16 protein-coding genes are annotated in these 17,250 nt (G+C 67.3%); 7 read left to right on the top strand and 9 right to left on the bottom strand.

Features of this window, described 5'->3' with window-relative positions:
• The first annotated feature begins 8 nt into the window (after window positions 1–8).
• Window positions 9–842, top strand: a complete 834-nt coding sequence (locus A7U43_RS09635; RefSeq protein WP_067994036.1) for a class I SAM-dependent methyltransferase — start codon at window positions 9–11, stop codon at window positions 840–842.
• On the opposite strand, the gene A7U43_RS09630 is transcribed toward A7U43_RS09635, so the two are convergent.
• Entirely contained in the window at window positions 817–2,283 is a 1,467-nt protein-coding gene (locus A7U43_RS09630; RefSeq protein ID WP_067994032.1) for a flavin-containing monooxygenase, read from the bottom strand. The two genes, A7U43_RS09635 and A7U43_RS09630, sit on opposite strands and share 26 nt — an antisense overlap.
• 100 nt (window positions 2,284–2,383) lie before the next feature.
• Between A7U43_RS09630 and A7U43_RS09625 the strand changes: the two genes are divergently transcribed.
• Window positions 2,384–3,586: an Rv1453 family transcriptional regulator gene (locus tag A7U43_RS09625; protein ID WP_067994029.1), complete on the top strand. Its 1,203-nt coding sequence runs from the start codon at window positions 2,384–2,386 to the stop codon at window positions 3,584–3,586.
• Here A7U43_RS09625 and A7U43_RS09620 read toward each other — a convergent pair.
• On the bottom strand, window positions 3,583–3,948 hold the full coding sequence (locus A7U43_RS09620; protein ID WP_067994026.1) for a GntR family transcriptional regulator: 366 nt from the start codon (window positions 3,946–3,948) through the stop codon (window positions 3,583–3,585). The two genes, A7U43_RS09625 and A7U43_RS09620, sit on opposite strands and share 4 nt — an antisense overlap.
• Window positions 3,949–4,014: 66 nt before the next feature.
• On the opposite strand from A7U43_RS09620, the gene A7U43_RS09615 reads away from it, so the two are divergent.
• Entirely contained in the window at window positions 4,015–4,701 is a 687-nt protein-coding gene (locus A7U43_RS09615) for an NAD-dependent deacylase (protein ID WP_068002310.1), read from the top strand.
• Here the strand turns inward: A7U43_RS09615 and A7U43_RS09610 are convergent.
• Genes A7U43_RS09610 through A7U43_RS09600 form a run of 3 tightly spaced genes read right to left on the bottom strand, consistent with a single transcriptional unit; the run spans window position 4,698 to window position 8,264 of the window.
• Complete coding sequence (locus A7U43_RS09610) at window positions 4,698–5,285, bottom strand: class I SAM-dependent methyltransferase (RefSeq protein WP_068002304.1); 588 nt, start codon at window positions 5,283–5,285, stop codon at window positions 4,698–4,700. The two genes, A7U43_RS09615 and A7U43_RS09610, sit on opposite strands and share 4 nt — an antisense overlap.
• 35 nt (window positions 5,286–5,320) lie before the next feature.
• Complete coding sequence (locus A7U43_RS09605; RefSeq protein ID WP_231963558.1) at window positions 5,321–6,001, bottom strand: TetR/AcrR family transcriptional regulator; 681 nt, start codon at window positions 5,999–6,001, stop codon at window positions 5,321–5,323.
• A gap of 1 nt (window position 6,002) precedes the next feature.
• On the bottom strand, window positions 6,003–8,264 hold the full coding sequence (locus tag A7U43_RS09600; protein WP_068002307.1) for an MMPL family transporter: 2,262 nt from the start codon (window positions 8,262–8,264) through the stop codon (window positions 6,003–6,005).
• 421 nt (window positions 8,265–8,685) lie between these two features.
• Between A7U43_RS09600 and A7U43_RS30550 the strand changes: the two genes are divergently transcribed.
• The gene (locus tag A7U43_RS30550) at window positions 8,686–8,808 is read left to right on the top strand and encodes a hypothetical protein (RefSeq protein ID WP_105363407.1); all 123 of its coding nucleotides are present in this window, start codon (window positions 8,686–8,688) and stop codon (window positions 8,806–8,808) included.
• A 205-nt stretch (window positions 8,809–9,013) separates the two neighbouring features.
• Here A7U43_RS30550 and A7U43_RS09595 read toward each other — a convergent pair whose 3' ends face one another.
• Complete coding sequence (locus A7U43_RS09595) at window positions 9,014–10,282, bottom strand: IS481 family transposase (RefSeq protein ID WP_067994018.1); 1,269 nt, start codon at window positions 10,280–10,282, stop codon at window positions 9,014–9,016.
• Between the two features lie 134 nt (window positions 10,283–10,416).
• On the opposite strand from A7U43_RS09595, the gene A7U43_RS09590 reads away from it, so the two are divergent.
• Entirely contained in the window at window positions 10,417–12,045 is a 1,629-nt protein-coding gene (locus A7U43_RS09590; RefSeq protein ID WP_082902397.1) for an HNH endonuclease signature motif containing protein, read from the top strand.
• Between the two features lie 95 nt (window positions 12,046–12,140).
• Here the strand turns inward: A7U43_RS09590 and A7U43_RS09585 are convergent, their stop codons facing one another.
• The 3 genes from A7U43_RS09585 to A7U43_RS09575 are packed head-to-tail and all read right to left on the bottom strand — an operon-like array spanning window position 12,141 to window position 15,035.
• Complete coding sequence (locus A7U43_RS09585) at window positions 12,141–13,142, bottom strand: NAD(P)H-dependent flavin oxidoreductase (RefSeq protein WP_067994012.1); 1,002 nt, start codon at window positions 13,140–13,142, stop codon at window positions 12,141–12,143.
• A 12-nt stretch (window positions 13,143–13,154) separates the two neighbouring features.
• On the bottom strand, window positions 13,155–13,922 hold the full coding sequence (locus tag A7U43_RS09580; RefSeq protein ID WP_067994009.1) for a 3-hydroxyacyl-CoA dehydrogenase: 768 nt from the start codon (window positions 13,920–13,922) through the stop codon (window positions 13,155–13,157).
• Window positions 13,923–13,952: 30 nt separating this feature from the next.
• Window positions 13,953–15,035 carry a CaiB/BaiF CoA transferase family protein gene (locus A7U43_RS09575; RefSeq protein WP_067994007.1) on the bottom strand — a complete coding sequence of 361 codons (1,083 nt, stop codon included), beginning with the start codon at window positions 15,033–15,035 and terminating at the stop codon, window positions 13,953–13,955.
• 113 nt (window positions 15,036–15,148) lie between these two features.
• Between A7U43_RS09575 and A7U43_RS09570 the strand changes: the two genes are divergently transcribed.
• Window positions 15,149–15,943, top strand: coding sequence for an enoyl-CoA hydratase (locus A7U43_RS09570; RefSeq protein WP_067994004.1), 795 nt, complete (start codon window positions 15,149–15,151; stop codon window positions 15,941–15,943).
• 41 nt (window positions 15,944–15,984) lie between these two features.
• On the top strand, window positions 15,985–17,244 hold the full coding sequence (tet(V), locus tag A7U43_RS09565; protein ID WP_067994001.1) for a tetracycline efflux MFS transporter Tet(V): 1,260 nt from the start codon (window positions 15,985–15,987) through the stop codon (window positions 17,242–17,244).
• Window positions 17,245–17,250: the final 6 nt, after the last annotated feature.

The following is a 17,250-nucleotide window of genomic DNA, read 5'->3' as shown; positions in this document are numbered from 1 at the left end:
TCGACCATGTGAGTTCCCCGAGAGCCGATGCCAGCGCCCTGACCGGCGTTTCCGAGACCGCGCTGCTGACCCTGCTGGTCCGCGCCACCGAAGCCCGCCGGGCCGACCGGATCATCGACGACCCGGTGGCGGTGGACCTGGTGGACGCCATCGACTTCGACTTCGGGAAGTTCGGCTTCGCCAACCGCCAGGACATGGCCTTGCGGGCGCTGGCCTTCGACCGGGAAACCAAGAACTATCTGCGTCAACATCCCGATGCCACCGTGGTGGCCCTTGCGGAGGGTCTGCAGACCAGCTTCTACCGACTCGATGCCGCCGGCGTCGGTGACCGGTTCCGTTGGCACACGGTCGACCTCCCGCCGATCGTGGCGCTGCGCGAAACGTTGCTGCCACCCTCGCAACGTGTGTCCAGCAGCGCCCAGTCGGCGCTGGACTACAGCTGGATGGACGATATCGACGCCACCAACGGTGTGTTCATCACCGCCGAGGGACTGCTGATGTACCTGCAGCCGACCGAGGCGCTCGGACTGATCACCGAATGCGCCAAGCGATTTCCGGGCGGGCAGATGATGTTCGACCTGCCGCCGTACTGGTTCGCCTGGTGGGCGCGTCAGGGCCTGCTGCGTCCCTCGCTGCGCTACCGGGTGCCGCCGATGCCGTTCAGCCTGTCGCCGGCACAGGCGGCAGAGCTGGCCACCACCATCCCCGGCGTGCGAGCGGCCCACGATGTGGAGCTACCGAGCGGGCGTGGCACGGTACTCAACGCGCTGATCTGGGCGTCCTACCGGCTGCCGGTGCTCGATCAGTTGCGCGGAGTCACAACGCGGCTGGAATTCGGCTGAGCGCACCGAATTTCAGCGACGAGTCTTCGACGGGGCCGTTGCGCAGCACGTCGGCGTCGACGGTGTAGTTCATCGTCATCTGCCACGGACCGCGCACCCCTTGGCGGGGAATCTCGTCGATGACCCGCTGCACATACCCGGCGCCGAAGTCCAGCAGCGGCTTGGTGGGCATCCCCGGATCATCGAATTCCGGCCGCACACTGTCGTATCCGTGCTCGTCCATGTAGCGCAGCAGCCGGCAGAAATGCTCGCACAGCAGCCCGACCTTCAGCGTCCACGACGAATTGGTGTAGCCGAATGCAAACGCGAAGTTCGGCACGCCGCTGAGCATGATGCCCTTGTAGGCCACGGTCTGCGCGAAGTCGACGGGTTCGCCGTCCACCGACAGGGTGATCCCGCCAAACAGCTGGACATTCAAACCCGTTGCGGTGACGATGATATCGGCGTCGAGCTCGCGTCCGGACTCCAGCGCGACGCCGGTCTCGGTGAAGCTCGAGATCCGATCGGTGACCACCGATGCGCTGCCGTTGCTGATGGCCTCGAAAAGGTCGGCGTCGGGCACCGCGCACAGCCGCTGATCCCACGGGTTGTAGCGCGGGCTGAAGTGCTCGTCGACCGGGTAGCCGGCGGGCAGCTTGCTGGCGTTGATCCGGCGGATCAGCCACCGGGCCGCGGTCGGGTACTTCTGACAGAAGGTGTAGACCCCGCGCTGTTTGGCGATGTTCTTGCGGCGCGCCAGCGCATATCCGCGGTCATCGCCCAGTAGCTTGCGCGCGGTGTTGGCGAAGCCGTCCTTGGCGGGCACCGGCATGACATAGGTCGGTGAGCGCTGCAGCATCGTCACGTGCCCGGCGGTCGCCGCCATCGACGGCACCAGCGTCACCGCGGTGGCGCCGCTGCCGATCACCACCACCTTCTTGCCGGTGTAGTCGAGGTCCTCCGGCCAGTGCTGGGGGTGGATGATCTGTCCGCCGAACCGCTCCCGCCCGGCGAACTCCGGAGTGAAGCCCTCGTCGTAGCGGTAGTACCCCCCGGCGCAGAACAGCCAGTTGGCGCTGAGTTCGAACCGTACGCCGTCGTGTTCCACGTCGACGATCCAGCGAGCGTCGGCGCTGTTCCACGCGGCGCCCAGCACGCGGTGATGGAACCGGATCTTGTCCTCGATGCCGTTCTCGTCCACGGTCTCACGCAGGTAGGCGAGGATCTTGTCGGCGGTGGCAATGGCGTGTTCGTCGCGCCACGGTTTGAACTCGTAGCCGAAGGTGTGCAGATCCGAGTCCGACCGGATCCCGGGGTAGCGGAAGAGGTCCCACGTGCCGCCCGTCGCCCCGCGGGACTCCAGGATGGCGAAGCTACGGCCGGGATGTTCGCGCTGCAGATAGTAGGCAGCCCCGATACCGGAGATCCCGGCTCCAACGATCACCACATCGACTGATTCCATGCGTTGATCGTCGCGGCGCGGGCCGGGGTGCAGCCAGGTCCAAACATCCCATAAAGCCGAAACGCTGGTGCACAATGCACCAGCCTTCTACGCTGCACCCATGACTGAGCCGCTGCCGTCACCCCGGGTCAGGGAGCTGATCCGGCAGTGCGCCCAGATCGTGTCCAATGCCCGCCCGGAATGGCTCGACGAACTCGACCAGGCCGTGCTGGCCGCCAGTCCCGCCATCGCCGCGGACCCGGAACTCGCGGCCGCCGTCAGCCGCAGCAACCGCGCCAACCTGTTCTTCTGGAGTACTGCCAATGTCCGCGATCCGGGTGCGCCGGTGCCGCCCAACACCGGGCCGGAGCCGTTGAGCATCGCGCGGGAACTGGTGCGCCGCGGGGTGAACGCCTTCCCGTTGGATGCCTACCGGGTGGGTGAGGGCGTGGCCTGGCGGCGGTTGATGGAGATCGCCTTCGAGCTGACCTCCGACGCCACCGAGTTACACGATCTGCTGCAGGCCTGTTCACGATCCATCAGTGCGTTCGTCGACGCGACGCTGGCCGGCATCGCCGCGCAGATCGACCTGGAGCGTGACGAACTCACGCACGGCAGTCACGCCGAGCGCCGGGAGACCGTCGCGCTGCTACTCGACGGTGCGCCCATTCCGCGTTCCCGGGCCGAACAGCGCCTGGGGTACGCCCTGACCGGCTGCCATACCGCGGCCGTCATCTGGACCGACACCCATGACGGCGATCTGACCCGACTGGACCGAGCCGCCGAAGCCATCGGCCGGGCCGGCGGCGGGCGGCCGCTGAGTGTGCTGGCCAGCAGCGCCACCCGCTGGGTATGGGCACCGGGCGCCCTCGATCTGGACGTCCTCGACGCGGCGGTGCGCGACAGCGCCGATATCCGGGTGGCGGTCGGCACCACCGGCGACGGCCTGGACGGTTTCCGGCGCAGCCATTTCGAAGCGATCATCACCCAGCAGATGATGGCGCGGCTGCATTCCCGTCAGCAGATGGCCAGATTCACCGATGTCGAGATGGTCTCCCTGATCACCGCCGATCCCGACCGCAGCGCCGATTTCGTCGCTCGCGTACTCGGCGAACTCGCCACCGCGGGCACCGAGTTGCAGGAGACCGTACGGGTATTCATTGCCAGCCAGTGCAACGCCTCGCGGGCGGCGGCGCGGCTCTACACGCACCGCAACACGTTGCTGCGCCGGCTCGCCCGGGCCGACGAACTGTTGCCGCGGCCGCTGGCCGAGCAGAGTGTCAGCGTGGCCGTCGCGCTGGACGTACTGCGCTGGACCGGTTAGTCGAAAGCGGCGTCCAGATAACGAAACGCCTCGTCCCTGCCGAGGCCCTGGGCGCGGGCCGTTTCGGCGAACGCGTGCGCGGCCGCGGCCATCGCGTTGTCGGCCGGATCGATCCGCGCGACGAATGTGCCGAACCGGCCCCGCGTTTCGAGCACTCCGGCGGCCTCGAGCTCACGGTAGGCCCGCGCCACGGTGTTCACCGCGAGGCCGAGCTGCCCGGCAAGGTCACGGACCGTCGGCAACCGGGTGCCGGGCGTGAGCCTGCCGTCGCGCACGCCACCGATGATCTGCGTCCTCAGCTGATCGAACAGCGGGGCACCGGCCCGCTGATCGAGGCGGACCCACTCCCCCAGACCTCCCACGTGCCCAGTATGTCGCACGCACGATAGTTTGGTGAGGTGCGAGTGACGCTGCTGAGCGGTGCAGGCATGTCCGCCGAGAGCGGGGTGCCGACGTTCCGCGATGTCGAGACGGGTCTTTGGGCCAACGTCGACCCTTACGAGATCTCCAGCAGTGACGGTTGGCAGCGCCACCCCGAACGGGTGTGGGCGTGGTATCTGTGGCGACATCACATGATGAGTGCGGTCAACCCGAATCCCGGCCACCTGGCGGTCGCGGCGTGGGAGGACTACGCCGAGGTGCATGTGGTGACCCAGAACGTGGACAACCTGCACGAGCGGGCCGGCAGCAACCGGGTGTACCACCTGCACGGCAGCCTGTTCGAGTTCCGCTGCGATGCCTGCGGCAGCCCTTACATCGGAGAACTGCCGGCCATGCCGGCACCGGTCGAGGTCATCGAGCCGCCGCGCTGCGCATGTGGCGGCCTGATCCGGCCCAATGTCGTGTGGTTCGGCGAGGGGCTGCCCGACGATGCATGGGACCTCTCGGTGCAGGCCGTCGCCAAGGCCGATGTGGTGATCGTGGTCGGGACCTCATCGGTGGTCTATCCCGCCGCTGGTTTGCCGGAAGCCGCGCTGGCCAACGGCATTCCGGTCATCGAGGTCAATCCGCAGCCCACTCCGCTGTCGGAAGCCGCCACCGCCGTGGTGCGCGAGACCTCGGCCACCGCGCTGCCCCAACTGCTGCAGCGGTTGCCCGCCCTTCTGGGTCGTTAGGGCCGGACCGCACGTCCGATGGCGAACTCGGACACCGGTAACGGCAACCATGCCGGCAGGGTCTGCTCGCGCCGCGAGCCCGCGACCGAGAAGCCGGCCGCCGCGATGGACGCCTCGGTGTTGCGGTGGGTGTGACAGTTCCCGAGCAGCCGGGGCCACACCGTCGCGTCCGCCGCCTTCTGCAGCGTCGCGCGCGCGCCGACTCCGGCGACGTGTTCCAGGTAGCGCAGCTGGCCACCCGGCTTGAGCATCGAATACAGCTGCTGCACAACCGCATCAGGGTCGTCGACGGAGCAGAGCACCAGCGAGCACACGACGGCGTCGAACGATTCGTCCGCGCCGAACTCCTCGATGGTGGCGGTGCTGACGGTCACCGGCACCGGTGCCGCCGCCGCGGCCCGGCGGGCCACTTCGGCCAGCCGCACCTCGGGCTCCAGTGCCACCACCTCGCTGACACCGGCCGGGTAGTGCGCGAAGTTGGTGCCCGTGCCGGCGCCGACTTCCAGGACGCGCCCGGTCAGGCCCGCAAGGTTGGCCATTCTGAGCCGCCGCAGCGATTCGGGCTCGTGGCCGGACATCACCATCCACAGCCGAGCGAAGAAGGGATTGTCGATATCGCTCACGTCTTGAGCTCCTTGAGTTTCTCGACGGCCTCGGCGGGAGCCACGTCGACCCCGATATAGCCCGTCGCGATGTGTCCGCAGCATATCGACCGCAGCACACGGTCGGTGAACTGTTCGACATCTCCCCACGGCAGGTAGGGCTTGGCAATGAGCATGGCGGCCACCCCGTGCGCCGCGGTCCACAGTTCCAGGGCGGCGGCGGTGGAGTCGCCGGGCGGGTACACACCCTCGTCCATCAGAGCCTCGATCGTCGTGCGCATGTGCACGAAAGCTGAACTGGCCAAGGTCATGTCGACATCGCTACCGGGACTGCCCTCGCCCATCGTCGCGATCCGATACAGCTCGGGGGTCTGTCTGGCGAACCGCACGTAGGCCAGGCCCTGGGCGCGCAGCACCTCGATGGTCGAGGTCTGGTCGGCGGCCACCCGCTGCATCTCCTCGTCGAGGCGTTCGAAGTACCGCGCGCACACCGCGTCCAGCAGCGCGTCCTTGTCGGCGAAGTGCAGATAGATCGACGGTGAGGTCACCCCGACCCGCTGGGCCACCGCACGGATGGACACCGATTTGGCGTGCCCGGTCTCCAGCAGCAGTTCGGTGGTCGCGTCGAGGATCTCGTCATGCAGCTGCTCGCCGGAGCCACGTGCCGAACGGCGGCGCCGCAGTGATTGCGGGGACACGTCAGACAGTGTCCGCCACCGGCGCGGGCACCTGCCGGCGACGCTCCGGATCGGCATCGCCGGACTCGTCGATGCCGATCCGGTCATGCAGCCGAACCAGCGGTTTGGGGGCCCACCAGTTCCAACCACCGAGCACATGCATGAATGCGGGCACCAGCACCATCCGGACCAGGGTGGCGTCGACGAGGATGGCCAGCGTCAGTCCGACACCGAACATCCGCATGAAGGACACCTCGGCGGCAATCAGTGCCGCGAACGAGATCGACATGACCAGCGCAGCCGCCGTGATGACCCGGCCGGTGCGGGCCAGACCCAGCGCCACCGCTTCGTCGTTCAGGTGCCGCGGCGTGTCCCCGCCGGTGGCGCGCAGCGAGAGCCAGTTCTCCCGGATCCGGGCGAGCAGGAACACCTCGTAGTCCATCGAGAGCCCGAACGCGATACAGAACAGCAGTACCGGCATATTGGCCACCAAGGTGCCGGTCGGAGTCGTACCCAGTGCCGAGAGGTGACCTTCCTGGAAGATCCAGACCAGCGCCCCGAACGCTGCCGTGAGCGAAAGGATATTGAGCACAATGGCTTTCAACGGCAGCACGATGCTGCCGGTGAGCAGGAAGAGAAGCCCGAAGGTGATGACGGCGATCAACCCGAGCACCCACGGCAGGCGGTCGGTGATGGCCACCACGCTGTCCCGGTTCACCTGGGCGATACCCGTGAGCTGCACGGCCCGCCCGCCCGGACCCTCGATCTCGTGCAGCGCGGTCAGCTGATTCTCCGAGGCATCCGAGAACAGCGGGGCGGTGCTGCTGACGGTGAGAAACGCGCTGCCATCGGCAACCCCGGTCGCCGCCACCGGCGGCCCGGTCTTGACGCCGTCGGTGAAGCTGCCGGTCGGCGCGGACACCGCACCCACCTCCGGCACCCGGGACAGTTCGGCGGCGTAGCGCTCGTAGTCACCCGGCGTCAGTCCCTGCGCGTCGGGGATCACGACGGTGACGGCGGTCGCCGAGTTGTCGATGAAATCGTCCCGCAACTGATCACCCACCTGGTGCGCGGATGCGGACGCGGGCAGCACCCGGTCGTCGGGGAAGCCCCAACGCACGTCGAGGAACGGCGCCCCGAGCACCAGCAGCAGGGACACCACCGCCAGCCCGAGCGGGAGTGCCCGGCCCATCACGCGATGCGTCCAGCGGTACCAGAACTGTTGGTCGACGGGTTTGGGCAGCCGGTCCCTGCGGAACACGTTGAGGGCGTCCAGCCGGTCCCCGAGGAGCCAGATCGCAGCCGGGGTGACGACCGTGGCGGCGAGCGCGGCGAAACCGACGGTGGCCACCCCCGCGTAGGCGAACGATTTCAGGAAGTACATGGGAAACAGCAGCATCGCCACCATGGATAGCGCGACGGTGGTTGCGGAGAACACCACGGTCCGTCCGGCGGTGGCCATGGTGCGAACGAGTGCGCGTTCGCGCGGAACACCGTCGGCGAGTTCGTCGCGATAGCGGCTGATGATGAGCAGCGTGTAGTCGATGGCCAGCGCCAGACCCATGGCGATGGACAGGTTCAGCGCGAAGATCGACACGTCCGTGGTGAAGGTGATGAGCCTCAGGACCGACATCGAGCCGAGGATGGCCATGCCGCCGACGGCCATCGGTACGGCGGCGGCCACCAGCCCGCCGAACACCCACACCAGGACCAGGAAGCTCAACGGGATGGCGATGGCCTCCATCCGCAGGAGATCCCGTTCGGTCTGCGCATTGATCTGTGCGTAGACCATGGCCGCCCCGCCGGACCGCACCGTGACCCCGGGCCGGTCGTGGGCAAGTTGCTCCGACAGCGCCTCGGCGTACTTCTGCGCGTCGTTCTCGCCACCGGTGATGCCGGCCACGACGAGGCCGGCGGTCTTGTCCTTGCTGACCAGCTCCGCCGCCGCCGGCGGCGGCGCGGTCCATGCCGAGGTGACCTGCGCGACGTGCGGGGACTGTTCGAGCGCCCTGACGATCTCGGTACCCGTCGCGGTGGCGGCGGGACTGTTCACACCGTCCTCGGCGGTGACGGTGAAGAGCAGCTGCATGTCGCCTTGATCGAACTTTTCGGTGAGCAGTGCGGTCGCTTCCGCGGATTGCGAGGTGGGGTCCTGGAAGCCCCCGGCGGACAGAGTCTTGGCGACCGGGATGCCGAAGATCGCCGCGGCCACCATGACGAGGGCGGTCAACGCCAGCACGCGGCGTGGGGCGGCGATCGCGATGCGGGCGATTCGATTCAGCACGGGCCATCCCTCCATTCGGTTATCGACGTTAAGTTAACAAGGGTAAGTCAAGCCGTCAATGCCGGCCGCCACCCCGATGACACGAGATGGCGCGGCATCCGGTTCACCTGAAAGGCGAGTCCCATCAGACTCATCAGTCACTTCTGCAACATTGCTCACAGTGACACGCCAGGCGCAGGCTACCGATGAGTAAGAATTTGCTGGCCGAGGGGGCGAAACCGGGGGTTCCGGCAAACTTTCGGCACCCACGGCGGCCGTGGCCAGACCGGCAATCATCCCAGCTCAGAAGCTACTTTCAGGACACGCTGACGCCGCTTTCCCAGCCTGCCAGCAGCTTAAACCTACCCAGCGGTAAGAATTGCCACGAATTTCCGAACTTGAGCTCAAGGATCTCTTAATCAGCACCCATACGCTTCAAAGCATGTGGATCGACGACACCAACGCAGATGTCATCAAGGTTGATTTCGACGCCCTCTACCACGGGGACGTCCTGGTGGAGGGTGACACCTCCGAGCAGTTCCCAGATCTCGCCGCCGCGGTCTGACCGCGGAGCGCACCCACCGGCTTCTCCGGCCGGCATGAGTGGCTGAATGCCGCCCACGCCGCCCGCGCACAACAAGAGACCGCTCGACTGAACACCGCAGCTTTCGCTGTGGGCTCGGCCGGGCGGTTTTTTGCTCTCCCGGCCATGTGCGCTCGACACCAATGTCGGACTGTGATGTATCAGGACATCGGTGACAGTTGATGTATCAGGACATCGGTGACGGTTTCTCGTTCTTGGGGCGTGGACCACGGGGGCGTCCGTTGCCGACGTACTTCACCCCCGGTGCGGGTCGGGTGTGTTCGATGAGGACTTCGCCGTCCAGGTCAGCCACGGTGATCTTCTCGCCGTCGATGACCACCAAGACCTGTTCGAAGCCGCGCCCGCCGTCGACTTGATAGCGAACTCCGGCGAGGACGAGGGTGCCCCCGCTGGTCAGGGTTGCGACGTTGGTGCCGGCAGGCAGGTCGGTTGGCGCAGACCTGCGCGGTGTGGTGACCGCTGGACGAACCGGCGCGTCGGGCCTGGGGCGCGGCGGGTCAGCTTTGGCGATTGCCTCCCAGGCCGTGCGCGGTGTGACGCGTCCAGGCAGCCCTTGGTGGGGGCGTTCGGTGTTGTAGATGTCGTCGAACGCGTCGACCTGGGCCTGCAACTCGGCCAGCGTGCTGGCAAGCGGCTGCTTGTCGAGGTAGCGGAACAAGGTCTGATGGAAGCGCTCGTTCTTGCCTTGCGTGGTGGGCTTGTCGGGCTTGCCGGTGATTGCCTGAACCCCTAGCCGCGAGAGGTGTTTGACGAGTCGGCCGAGGTGGCCACGCCGCGAGGGATTCAGCGCAATTCCGTTGTCCGACAACAACCGTTGAGGAACACCACAGGCTGCTACACCCTTGTCAAACACTGCGATGGCCGCTTCGGCAGTCTCTGTCCACGCCACATGGGAGGCCACCGCGTAGCGGGAGTGGTCGTCGATGAGCTGGAAGATCACACACGTGCGACCACCGGTGAGTACGTACTGCGTGGCGTCGACTTGCCAGCACGCGTTCGGGGCCGGGTAGACGAACCGTCGCCATGCCGAGCGGGGCTTCTTCATGGGCTCAAGACGAGCCACACCGGCCTCACGGAAGATCCGTGCCAACGCGGCGATGGAAGGGACCTGCGGCAAGCCCATCGCGTGCATTTTGTCGTACACGCTGATCGGTCCATGGTCGCGGCCGGACGCCTCCAGAGCGGCACGCACGGCCACGGCCTGCTGCCTAACCTCCTCAGTTAACTTCGACGGACTCGACTTGGGCCGCCGAGACTTGGGTTCGAGCACCTCGGCCTGCCCATCGGTCTTCGCGCGCTGACGTAACGCGTAGAACGACTTTCGGGAGATGCCGTGCTCGGCGCAGAACGTCGAGACCGCCCCACGCGGCGCGTCATCAGGCCACTGTGAGATCGCCAACCGGACACGAGGATCGATAGGTTCATTAACAGCCACCCCCGCAGCCTCGAGGCAGAAGTGTCACCACCAAGACCCCTCAAAGTGTCACCGATGTCCTGATGCAGAACTGTCACCGATGTCTTGAGACATAACACACACCAATGTCGGACCGTGCCGGTAAAATCGCACACATGTTCGATAGAGTCGCGTTGGCGGGGATGGGCGATGAAGCCCTGGTCTCCGCGTTGACTGCTGCGACCCGGGCCGAGGCGACGGCGGCCGCGGAGCGGTTGGCTTTGATCGGCGAGGTCGTGGCCCGTCAGTGTGATGACGAGGACGACACCAGCGCCCACCAGGTCATTGATGGGTGGGCCTGGGCCCAAGCCGCGGTGGCCGCGGCCTGCAACCTGAGCCCGCGTGCGGCGTCCAAGCAGATGCGCATCGCCCAAGCCCTGCGTGACCGGCTGCCCCGCACCGCCGCCCTGCTCGCATCGGGGACAGTGTCGGCGACGGTGATCGATGCCATCACCTGGCGCACCCACCTCGTCGAAGACCCCGATGCGCTGGCCCTGATCGATGCGGCGATCGCTGGGGAGGCCGGCGAGTACGGGGCGCATTCGGAAAAGGCGCTGATCACCGCCGTCGACGTGTGGGTGGAGAAGTTCGACCCCGACGCCGTCGTGAGGTCTCGTCGGGCCGCCAAGGACTTGTATGTGGAGTTCGGCGATAAGGACGACCCGAACGGGGTCGCCTCGTTCTGGGGACGGCTGCGCGTCACCGACACAAAGATCCTCGAACAACGGCTCAACGACCTCGCCGACACCGTCTGCCCGAACGATCCGCGCCGCCGCGGGGAACTGCGGGCGGCCGCGTTGGCCGCGCTGGGGGCGGTCGGCCCGGCACTGGAGCGGCTGACGTGTGCGTGCGGGAACCCCGACTGCGAGGGCAGCGGGAAAGACCCCCGGGCCGGGGCGGTGACGATCTATGTGCTGGCCGATCAGATCCCCGCCGCCGGCCACGACACACCCCAGCAGGGTGTGCCGGGTGCGGCGGGCAGCCCGGAATCCGAGCCGGCCGAGACCGGGGCCGAGCCCAAGACCACGTCCGAGACCGTGCCTGAGTCCGGTGGCGACACCGCGGAGCCTGCCGCGCAATCTGACCCCGCGGCCCCAGCCGCAGCGCCACAACCCGCGGCCCCGGCGGCGTGCCACCCCAGCCCCGCGGTGATGCTCGACGGCGCCATCATCCCCGCCCACCTGCTCGCCGAACTCATCGCCGCGGGCGCCACCATCAAACCCCTCGCCGACATCGCCGACCTGCCCGCCGAACCCCGATACCGGCCCTCGACCGCGCTGACCGCGTTCGTCCGGATGCGCGCCATGACGTGTAGCTTCCCTGGCTGTAGCCGGGCTGCGCACCGCTGCGACCTCGACCATCTGACCCCATGGCCGGCCGGGGCGACGCATCCGGGCAATCTCGGACCGCTCTGCCGTCTGCACCATCTGCTCAAGACCTTCGGCGGTTGGACACCCACTGTCCAACCCGACGGCACCATCCACTGGACCGCACCCACCGGGCACACCTACAGCAAGGCCCCCGGCGCGGCAATCCTGTTCCCGCACTGGAACATCCACACACCCGTCCCGCGCAGACGCGCGATCAGCCTCCTCGACGACACTGACCGCCACACCAGAATGCCGGTCCGCCCCCGCACCCGCGCCCAAGACCGCGCCCAACGCACCAAAGCCGAACGAGCACGCAACGCCACCGCCCGCGCCCTCGAATACACCCACAGCGACAGCGACCCACCACCCTTCTGAACAACGGGCGCAACGAGAACCGCCCGATCGAACACCGTGAGTTTCCTCGCGGGCTCGACCGGGCGGCTGTTGCTCTCGCGGTCAGGACCTGCGCATCAGGCGGTGGCCTGCTCCGGCTCTTCGATATTCACCATGTCCGCCAGTCGGCCGATGATGATGTCCTCAGCCTCGCTGACCATCCGCGTGATCAACTCGTCAACCGTCGGAATGTCATGGATGAGCCCCATCACGGTGCCCGCGGTCCAGATGCCGGCGTCGATATCGCCGTCGTCGAACACCTTGCGGCCGCGCACGCCGGCGACCAGATCCTTGACATCCTCGAACTGGCCGCCGCCCTTGAGGATCTCCACGACCTCACGCGACACCACGTTGGAAGCCACCCGCGCGGTGTTGTGCAGGCTGCGGAAGATCAGCTCGGTACCCCGCTCGTCGGTGGCCACGATGGCGTCCTTGACGTTCTGGTGGATGCAGGACTCGACGGTCGCCATGAAGCGGGTGCCCATGTTGACACCGTCGGCACCCAGGGCCAGCGCGGCCACCAGACCGCGGGCGTCACCGAAGCCGCCCGAGGCGATCATCGGGATCTCGATCTCGCGGGCCGCGGCCGGGATCAACACCAGACCCGGAACATCGTCCTCGCCGGGATGGCCCGCGCACTCGAAACCGTCGATGCTGATGCCATCGACGCCGAGGGTCTGCGCCTTGACCGCGTGGCGCACCGAGGTGCACTTGTGCAGCACCTTGATGCCGTTATCGTGGAACATCGGCAGATGCGGCGCCGGGTTGGATCCCGCGGTTTCCACGATCTTGACGCCGGCATCGACGATCACCTTGCGGTACTCGTCATACGGCGGCGGGTTGATCGCCGGCAGGATCGTCAGATTGACCCCGAACGGCTTATCGGTGAGGTCGCGGGTCTTGGCGATTTCGTTGGCCAGATCGGCCGGAGTGGGCTGGGTCAGCGCGGTGATGAACCCCAGACCGCCCGCATTCGCAACGGCGGCAACGAGTTCGGCGCGCCCCACCCACTGCATACCACCCTGGGCGATCGGGTGTTCGACGCCGAAGGCCTCGGTGAACTTGGTGACAAGTGACATGTGTTCCTCCAGTTACCGGGGGGCCATACGGATGGCGCCGTCGAGGCGAATGACCTCACCGTTGAGCATCGGGTTTTCCACGATGTGCACGGCCAGCGCGCCGTATTCGTCCGGGTCGCCCAGACGCGCGGGATGCGGTACCTGCTGGCCGAGGGAGCGCTGCGCCTCCTCGGGCAGCGAGCCCAGCAGCGGGGTCTTGAACAGGCCCGGCGCGATGGTGCACACGCGAATCAGGTTGCGCGACAGGTCCCGTGCCACGGGCAGGGTCAATCCCACGACGCCGCCCTTGGACGCCGAGTAGGCGGCCTGGCCGATCTGACCGTCGAACGCGGCGACCGAGGCGGTGTTGATGATGACGCCGCGCTCTGCTGACCCTTTGCCGTCGTCAAGAGCCTCCGTGTTGGCGATCCGCTCCGCGGCCAGACGCAGCACGTTGAAGGTGCCGATCAGGTTCACCTCGACGACCTTGCGGAAGCCGTCCAGCGGGAACGGGCCCTCCTTGCCGAGGGTCTTGATCGCATTGCCGATGCCGGCGCAGTTGACGTTGATGCGCAGCGGGCCCATCGACTCGGCCACGTCCATGGCCTTGGCAACGGCATCCTCGTCGGTGACGTTGGCGGCCACGAACTTGGCGCGCTCGCCCAGCTCGGCGACGGCTTCCTCACCCTTGAGGTCGATGACGACGACGGAGGCGCCGGCATCGAGCAGGCGCTTGGTGGTCGCCAGACCGAGGCCCGAGGCCCCGCCGGTGACAACCGCTACCGAATCCTTGATCTCCACGTGTTGACTTTCCTTTCGTTGGGGGTTGGTTCAGGCCCAGTCCTTGAGCACGGTCTCGGTGTCGGCACCGATCAGCGGTGGCGGTGTCGGCACGGCCGGCTCGCTGCGGGAGAACCGGGGGGCCGGCATCGGCTGCAGGCCGTGCTGGGTTTCGTAGAAAGTGGAACGTTCGGTGATGTGGGGTTCGTCGAGCACCTCACCGAAGGCCAGCACCGGGGTGGCGCAGGCATCCGAGCCGGCGAACACGGCGGTCCACTCGTCGCGGCTCTTGGTCTTGAACACGTCGGTGAACACCGCACGTAGCTCTTCCCAGCGGCTCATGTCGTTCTGCGCCGGCAGTGTCGCCGGGTCCAGGCCCAGCCTGGTCAGCAGTTCGGCGTAGAACTGCGGCTCGATGGCGCCGATGGCGAAGTACTTGCCGTCGGCGGTCTCGTAGGTGTCGTAGTACGGGGCACCGGTGTCGAGCATGTTGGTGCCGCGCTCATCGGACCACACACCCTGGGCGCGGAAGGCCCACATCATCTGGATGAGCACCGAGGAGCCGTCGATCATCGCGGCGTCGACCACTTGACCCTTACCCGAGGTCTGCCGCTCCCACAGCGCCGAGAGGATGCCCAGCAGCAGGAACATCGACCCGCCACCGAAATCGCCCGCCAGGTTCAGCGGCGGCACCGGGCGTTCGCCCTTGCGGCCGATGGCGTGCAGCACGCCGTTGAGCGAGATGTAGTTGATGTCGTGCCCGGCCTGCAGCGCGCGCGGCCCGTCCTGACCCCACCCGGTCATCCGGGCGTAGACGATCTTCTCGTTGACCTTGGCGCAGTCCTGCGGCCCCAAGCCCAGCCGTTCGGTGACGCCGGGACGGAACCCCTCGATGAGCACATCGGCCTTGGCGACCAGGTCGAGGACGAACTGGCGTCCCTCGTCGGATTTCAGGTCCGCGGTGACCGAACGCCGGTTGCGCAGCATCGCGTCCGAGATGGCCCCGTTCTTGGCCGTCGGTCGATCGACGCGCACCACGTCGGCGCCCAGATCACCCAGAATCATCGCCGCGTGCGGGCCGGGGCCGATGCCGGCCAGTTCGACAACTCGCAAACCTTGCAGTGGTCCCGCCATGGCTACCGTCCTTCGCCGTTGAGTACTCAGTAGTTGACCGCCGACATAGCTTACTTGTATAACCAAGTCGACTGGCCGCGGGTCACCTACCCGCCAAACTTGAGGGCGTACAGATGACGTATCGCAGCATCGATCAGTTGACCGTGGAGCTCGCCGACGGCGTGCTGGCGGTGACCCTGAACCGGCCCGACAGCCTCAACTCGCTGTCCGAGGCCATGCTGACCGGTATCGCCGAAGCCCTCGAGCAGGCCGCCACAGATCCCGCGGTCCGCGTCGTGAAGTTGTCCGGCGCGGGCCGCGGCTTCAGCTCGGGCGCGGGCATCAGCGCCGAGGACGTCTCGGCGAAGTCGGTCAACGGGCCCGAGGTGGTGCTCGACGCCGCCAACCGCGCGGTGCGCTCCATCGTCGCGCTGCCCAAGCCCGTCGTCTCGGTGGTACAGGGACCGGCCGCCGGCGTCGGTGTCTCGCTGGCCATCGCCGCCGATGTCGTCCTCGCCTCGGAGAAGGCGTTTTTCATGCTGGCGTTCACCAAGATCGGCTTGATGCCCGACGGTGGCGCCTCGGCGCTGGTCGCGGCGGCGGTCGGCCGGATCCGCGCGCAGCGGATGGCATTGCTGGCCGAGCGCATCACCGCGTCGGAGGCCTACGACTGGGGCCTGGTGACCTCCGTTCACGCGCCGGACGATCTCGAGGCCGCGGTGGACAAGGTTTTGCGCACGCTGGCCGGGGGTCCGGCCGTCGCGCTGCGCAAGACCAAGCAGGCCATCAACGACGCCACCCTCACCGAACTCGAGGCCGCGATCGGCCGGGAGCGCGAGGGCCAGTTGATCCTGCTGACGTCCAAGGACTTCGCCGAAGGCACCAAGGCGTTCCAGGAGGGCCGGCCGGCCGCTTTCAGTGACAGCTAAATCAGTGGACTGATCGCCGGCACTGCGCCACCATCGACTGCGTGAGTACGCATGTGGGGGGTGGCTGGCGCGTACTCGCCCCCTTCAAGATCCGCGATTACCGCCTGCTGATCAGCGCGGTCGCGCTGTCGATCTTCGCCACCGGCATGTGGACCGTGGTGATGGCCCTGCAGGTCATCGCCATCAGCAACGACCCGGCGGCATTGTCGCTGGTCGCCACGTGCCTGGCCGCCGGTCTGGTGGCGTTCGTCCTCGTGGGCGGCATTGCCGCAGACCGGTTTCCGCAGCGCAGCATCATCATCCTGGTCGAGTCGGTCAACACCGCCGCGGTGACGGCGGTGGCGGTGCTCGGGCTTCTCGACGCGCTGCGGTTGTGGCATATGGCGGTGGCCTCGGCGGCCCTCGGCGTCGCGGCCGCGTTCTTCTTCCCCGCCTACAGCGCCATCCTGCCGCGCCTACTGCCGCCCGAACAACTGCTGGCGGCCAACGGGATCGAGGGCGTGATGCGTCCCACCCTGCAGCAGGCGGTAGGCCCCGCGGTGGCCGGTCTGCTGATCGGTGCCACCTTCCCCACCGTCGGCGCGGTCATCTGCGCGGCGCTCTACGGCACCGGTCTGGCACTGCTGATCGCGACTCGCCCCGTCAAACAGCAGGTGCCCGCCGACACCGCGAAGACCCATGTGCTCACCGATCTGCGCGACGGTTTCCGGTTCATGGTGCGCACCCCGTGGCTGCTCGCCACCCTGCTGTTCGCCAGCGGCTTCATCTTGTTCATCATGGGTCCGATCGAGGTGCTGTTGCCGTTCATCACCAACGCACGCTTCGACCACGGAGAACGGATCTTCGGATTCGTACTGGCCGCTTTCGGACTCGGCAGTGCGATCGGCGCGCTCGCGGTGTCGTCGCGCCGGTTGCCGCGGCGCTACCTGACGGTGATGATGACCTGCTGGACGGTCGGCAACCTGCCGATCATCGCGATCGGCTACACCGCGTCATTCCCCTGGATGGCGTTCGCGTCGTTCGTGGTCGGCATGACCAGCGGTGCGGCCATGGTCATTTGGGGCACGCTGCTGCAACGCCGGGTCCCGCCGGCGATGCTGGGCCGGGTATCCAGTCTGGACTTCTTCGTGTCGCTGGTGTTCATGCCGGTGTCGATGGCGCTGGCCGGGCCGTTGTCCAAGATCATCTCGATCGAGATGATCTATCTACTGGCCGGCATCGGGCCGATGGCGTTGGGACTGATCGCATATCTCGCCGCCCGGATGTACCGCGACGAGACCGCGCATCCGCTGGACCGGTAGGGAAAC

Origin of the sequence: Mycobacterium adipatum, from assembly GCF_001644575.1 — a bacterium.
In the GTDB taxonomy this organism is placed as follows: Bacteria; Actinomycetota; Actinomycetes; order Mycobacteriales; family Mycobacteriaceae; genus Mycobacterium; species Mycobacterium adipatum.
This window is presented reverse-complemented; position numbering and strand designations above follow the sequence as displayed.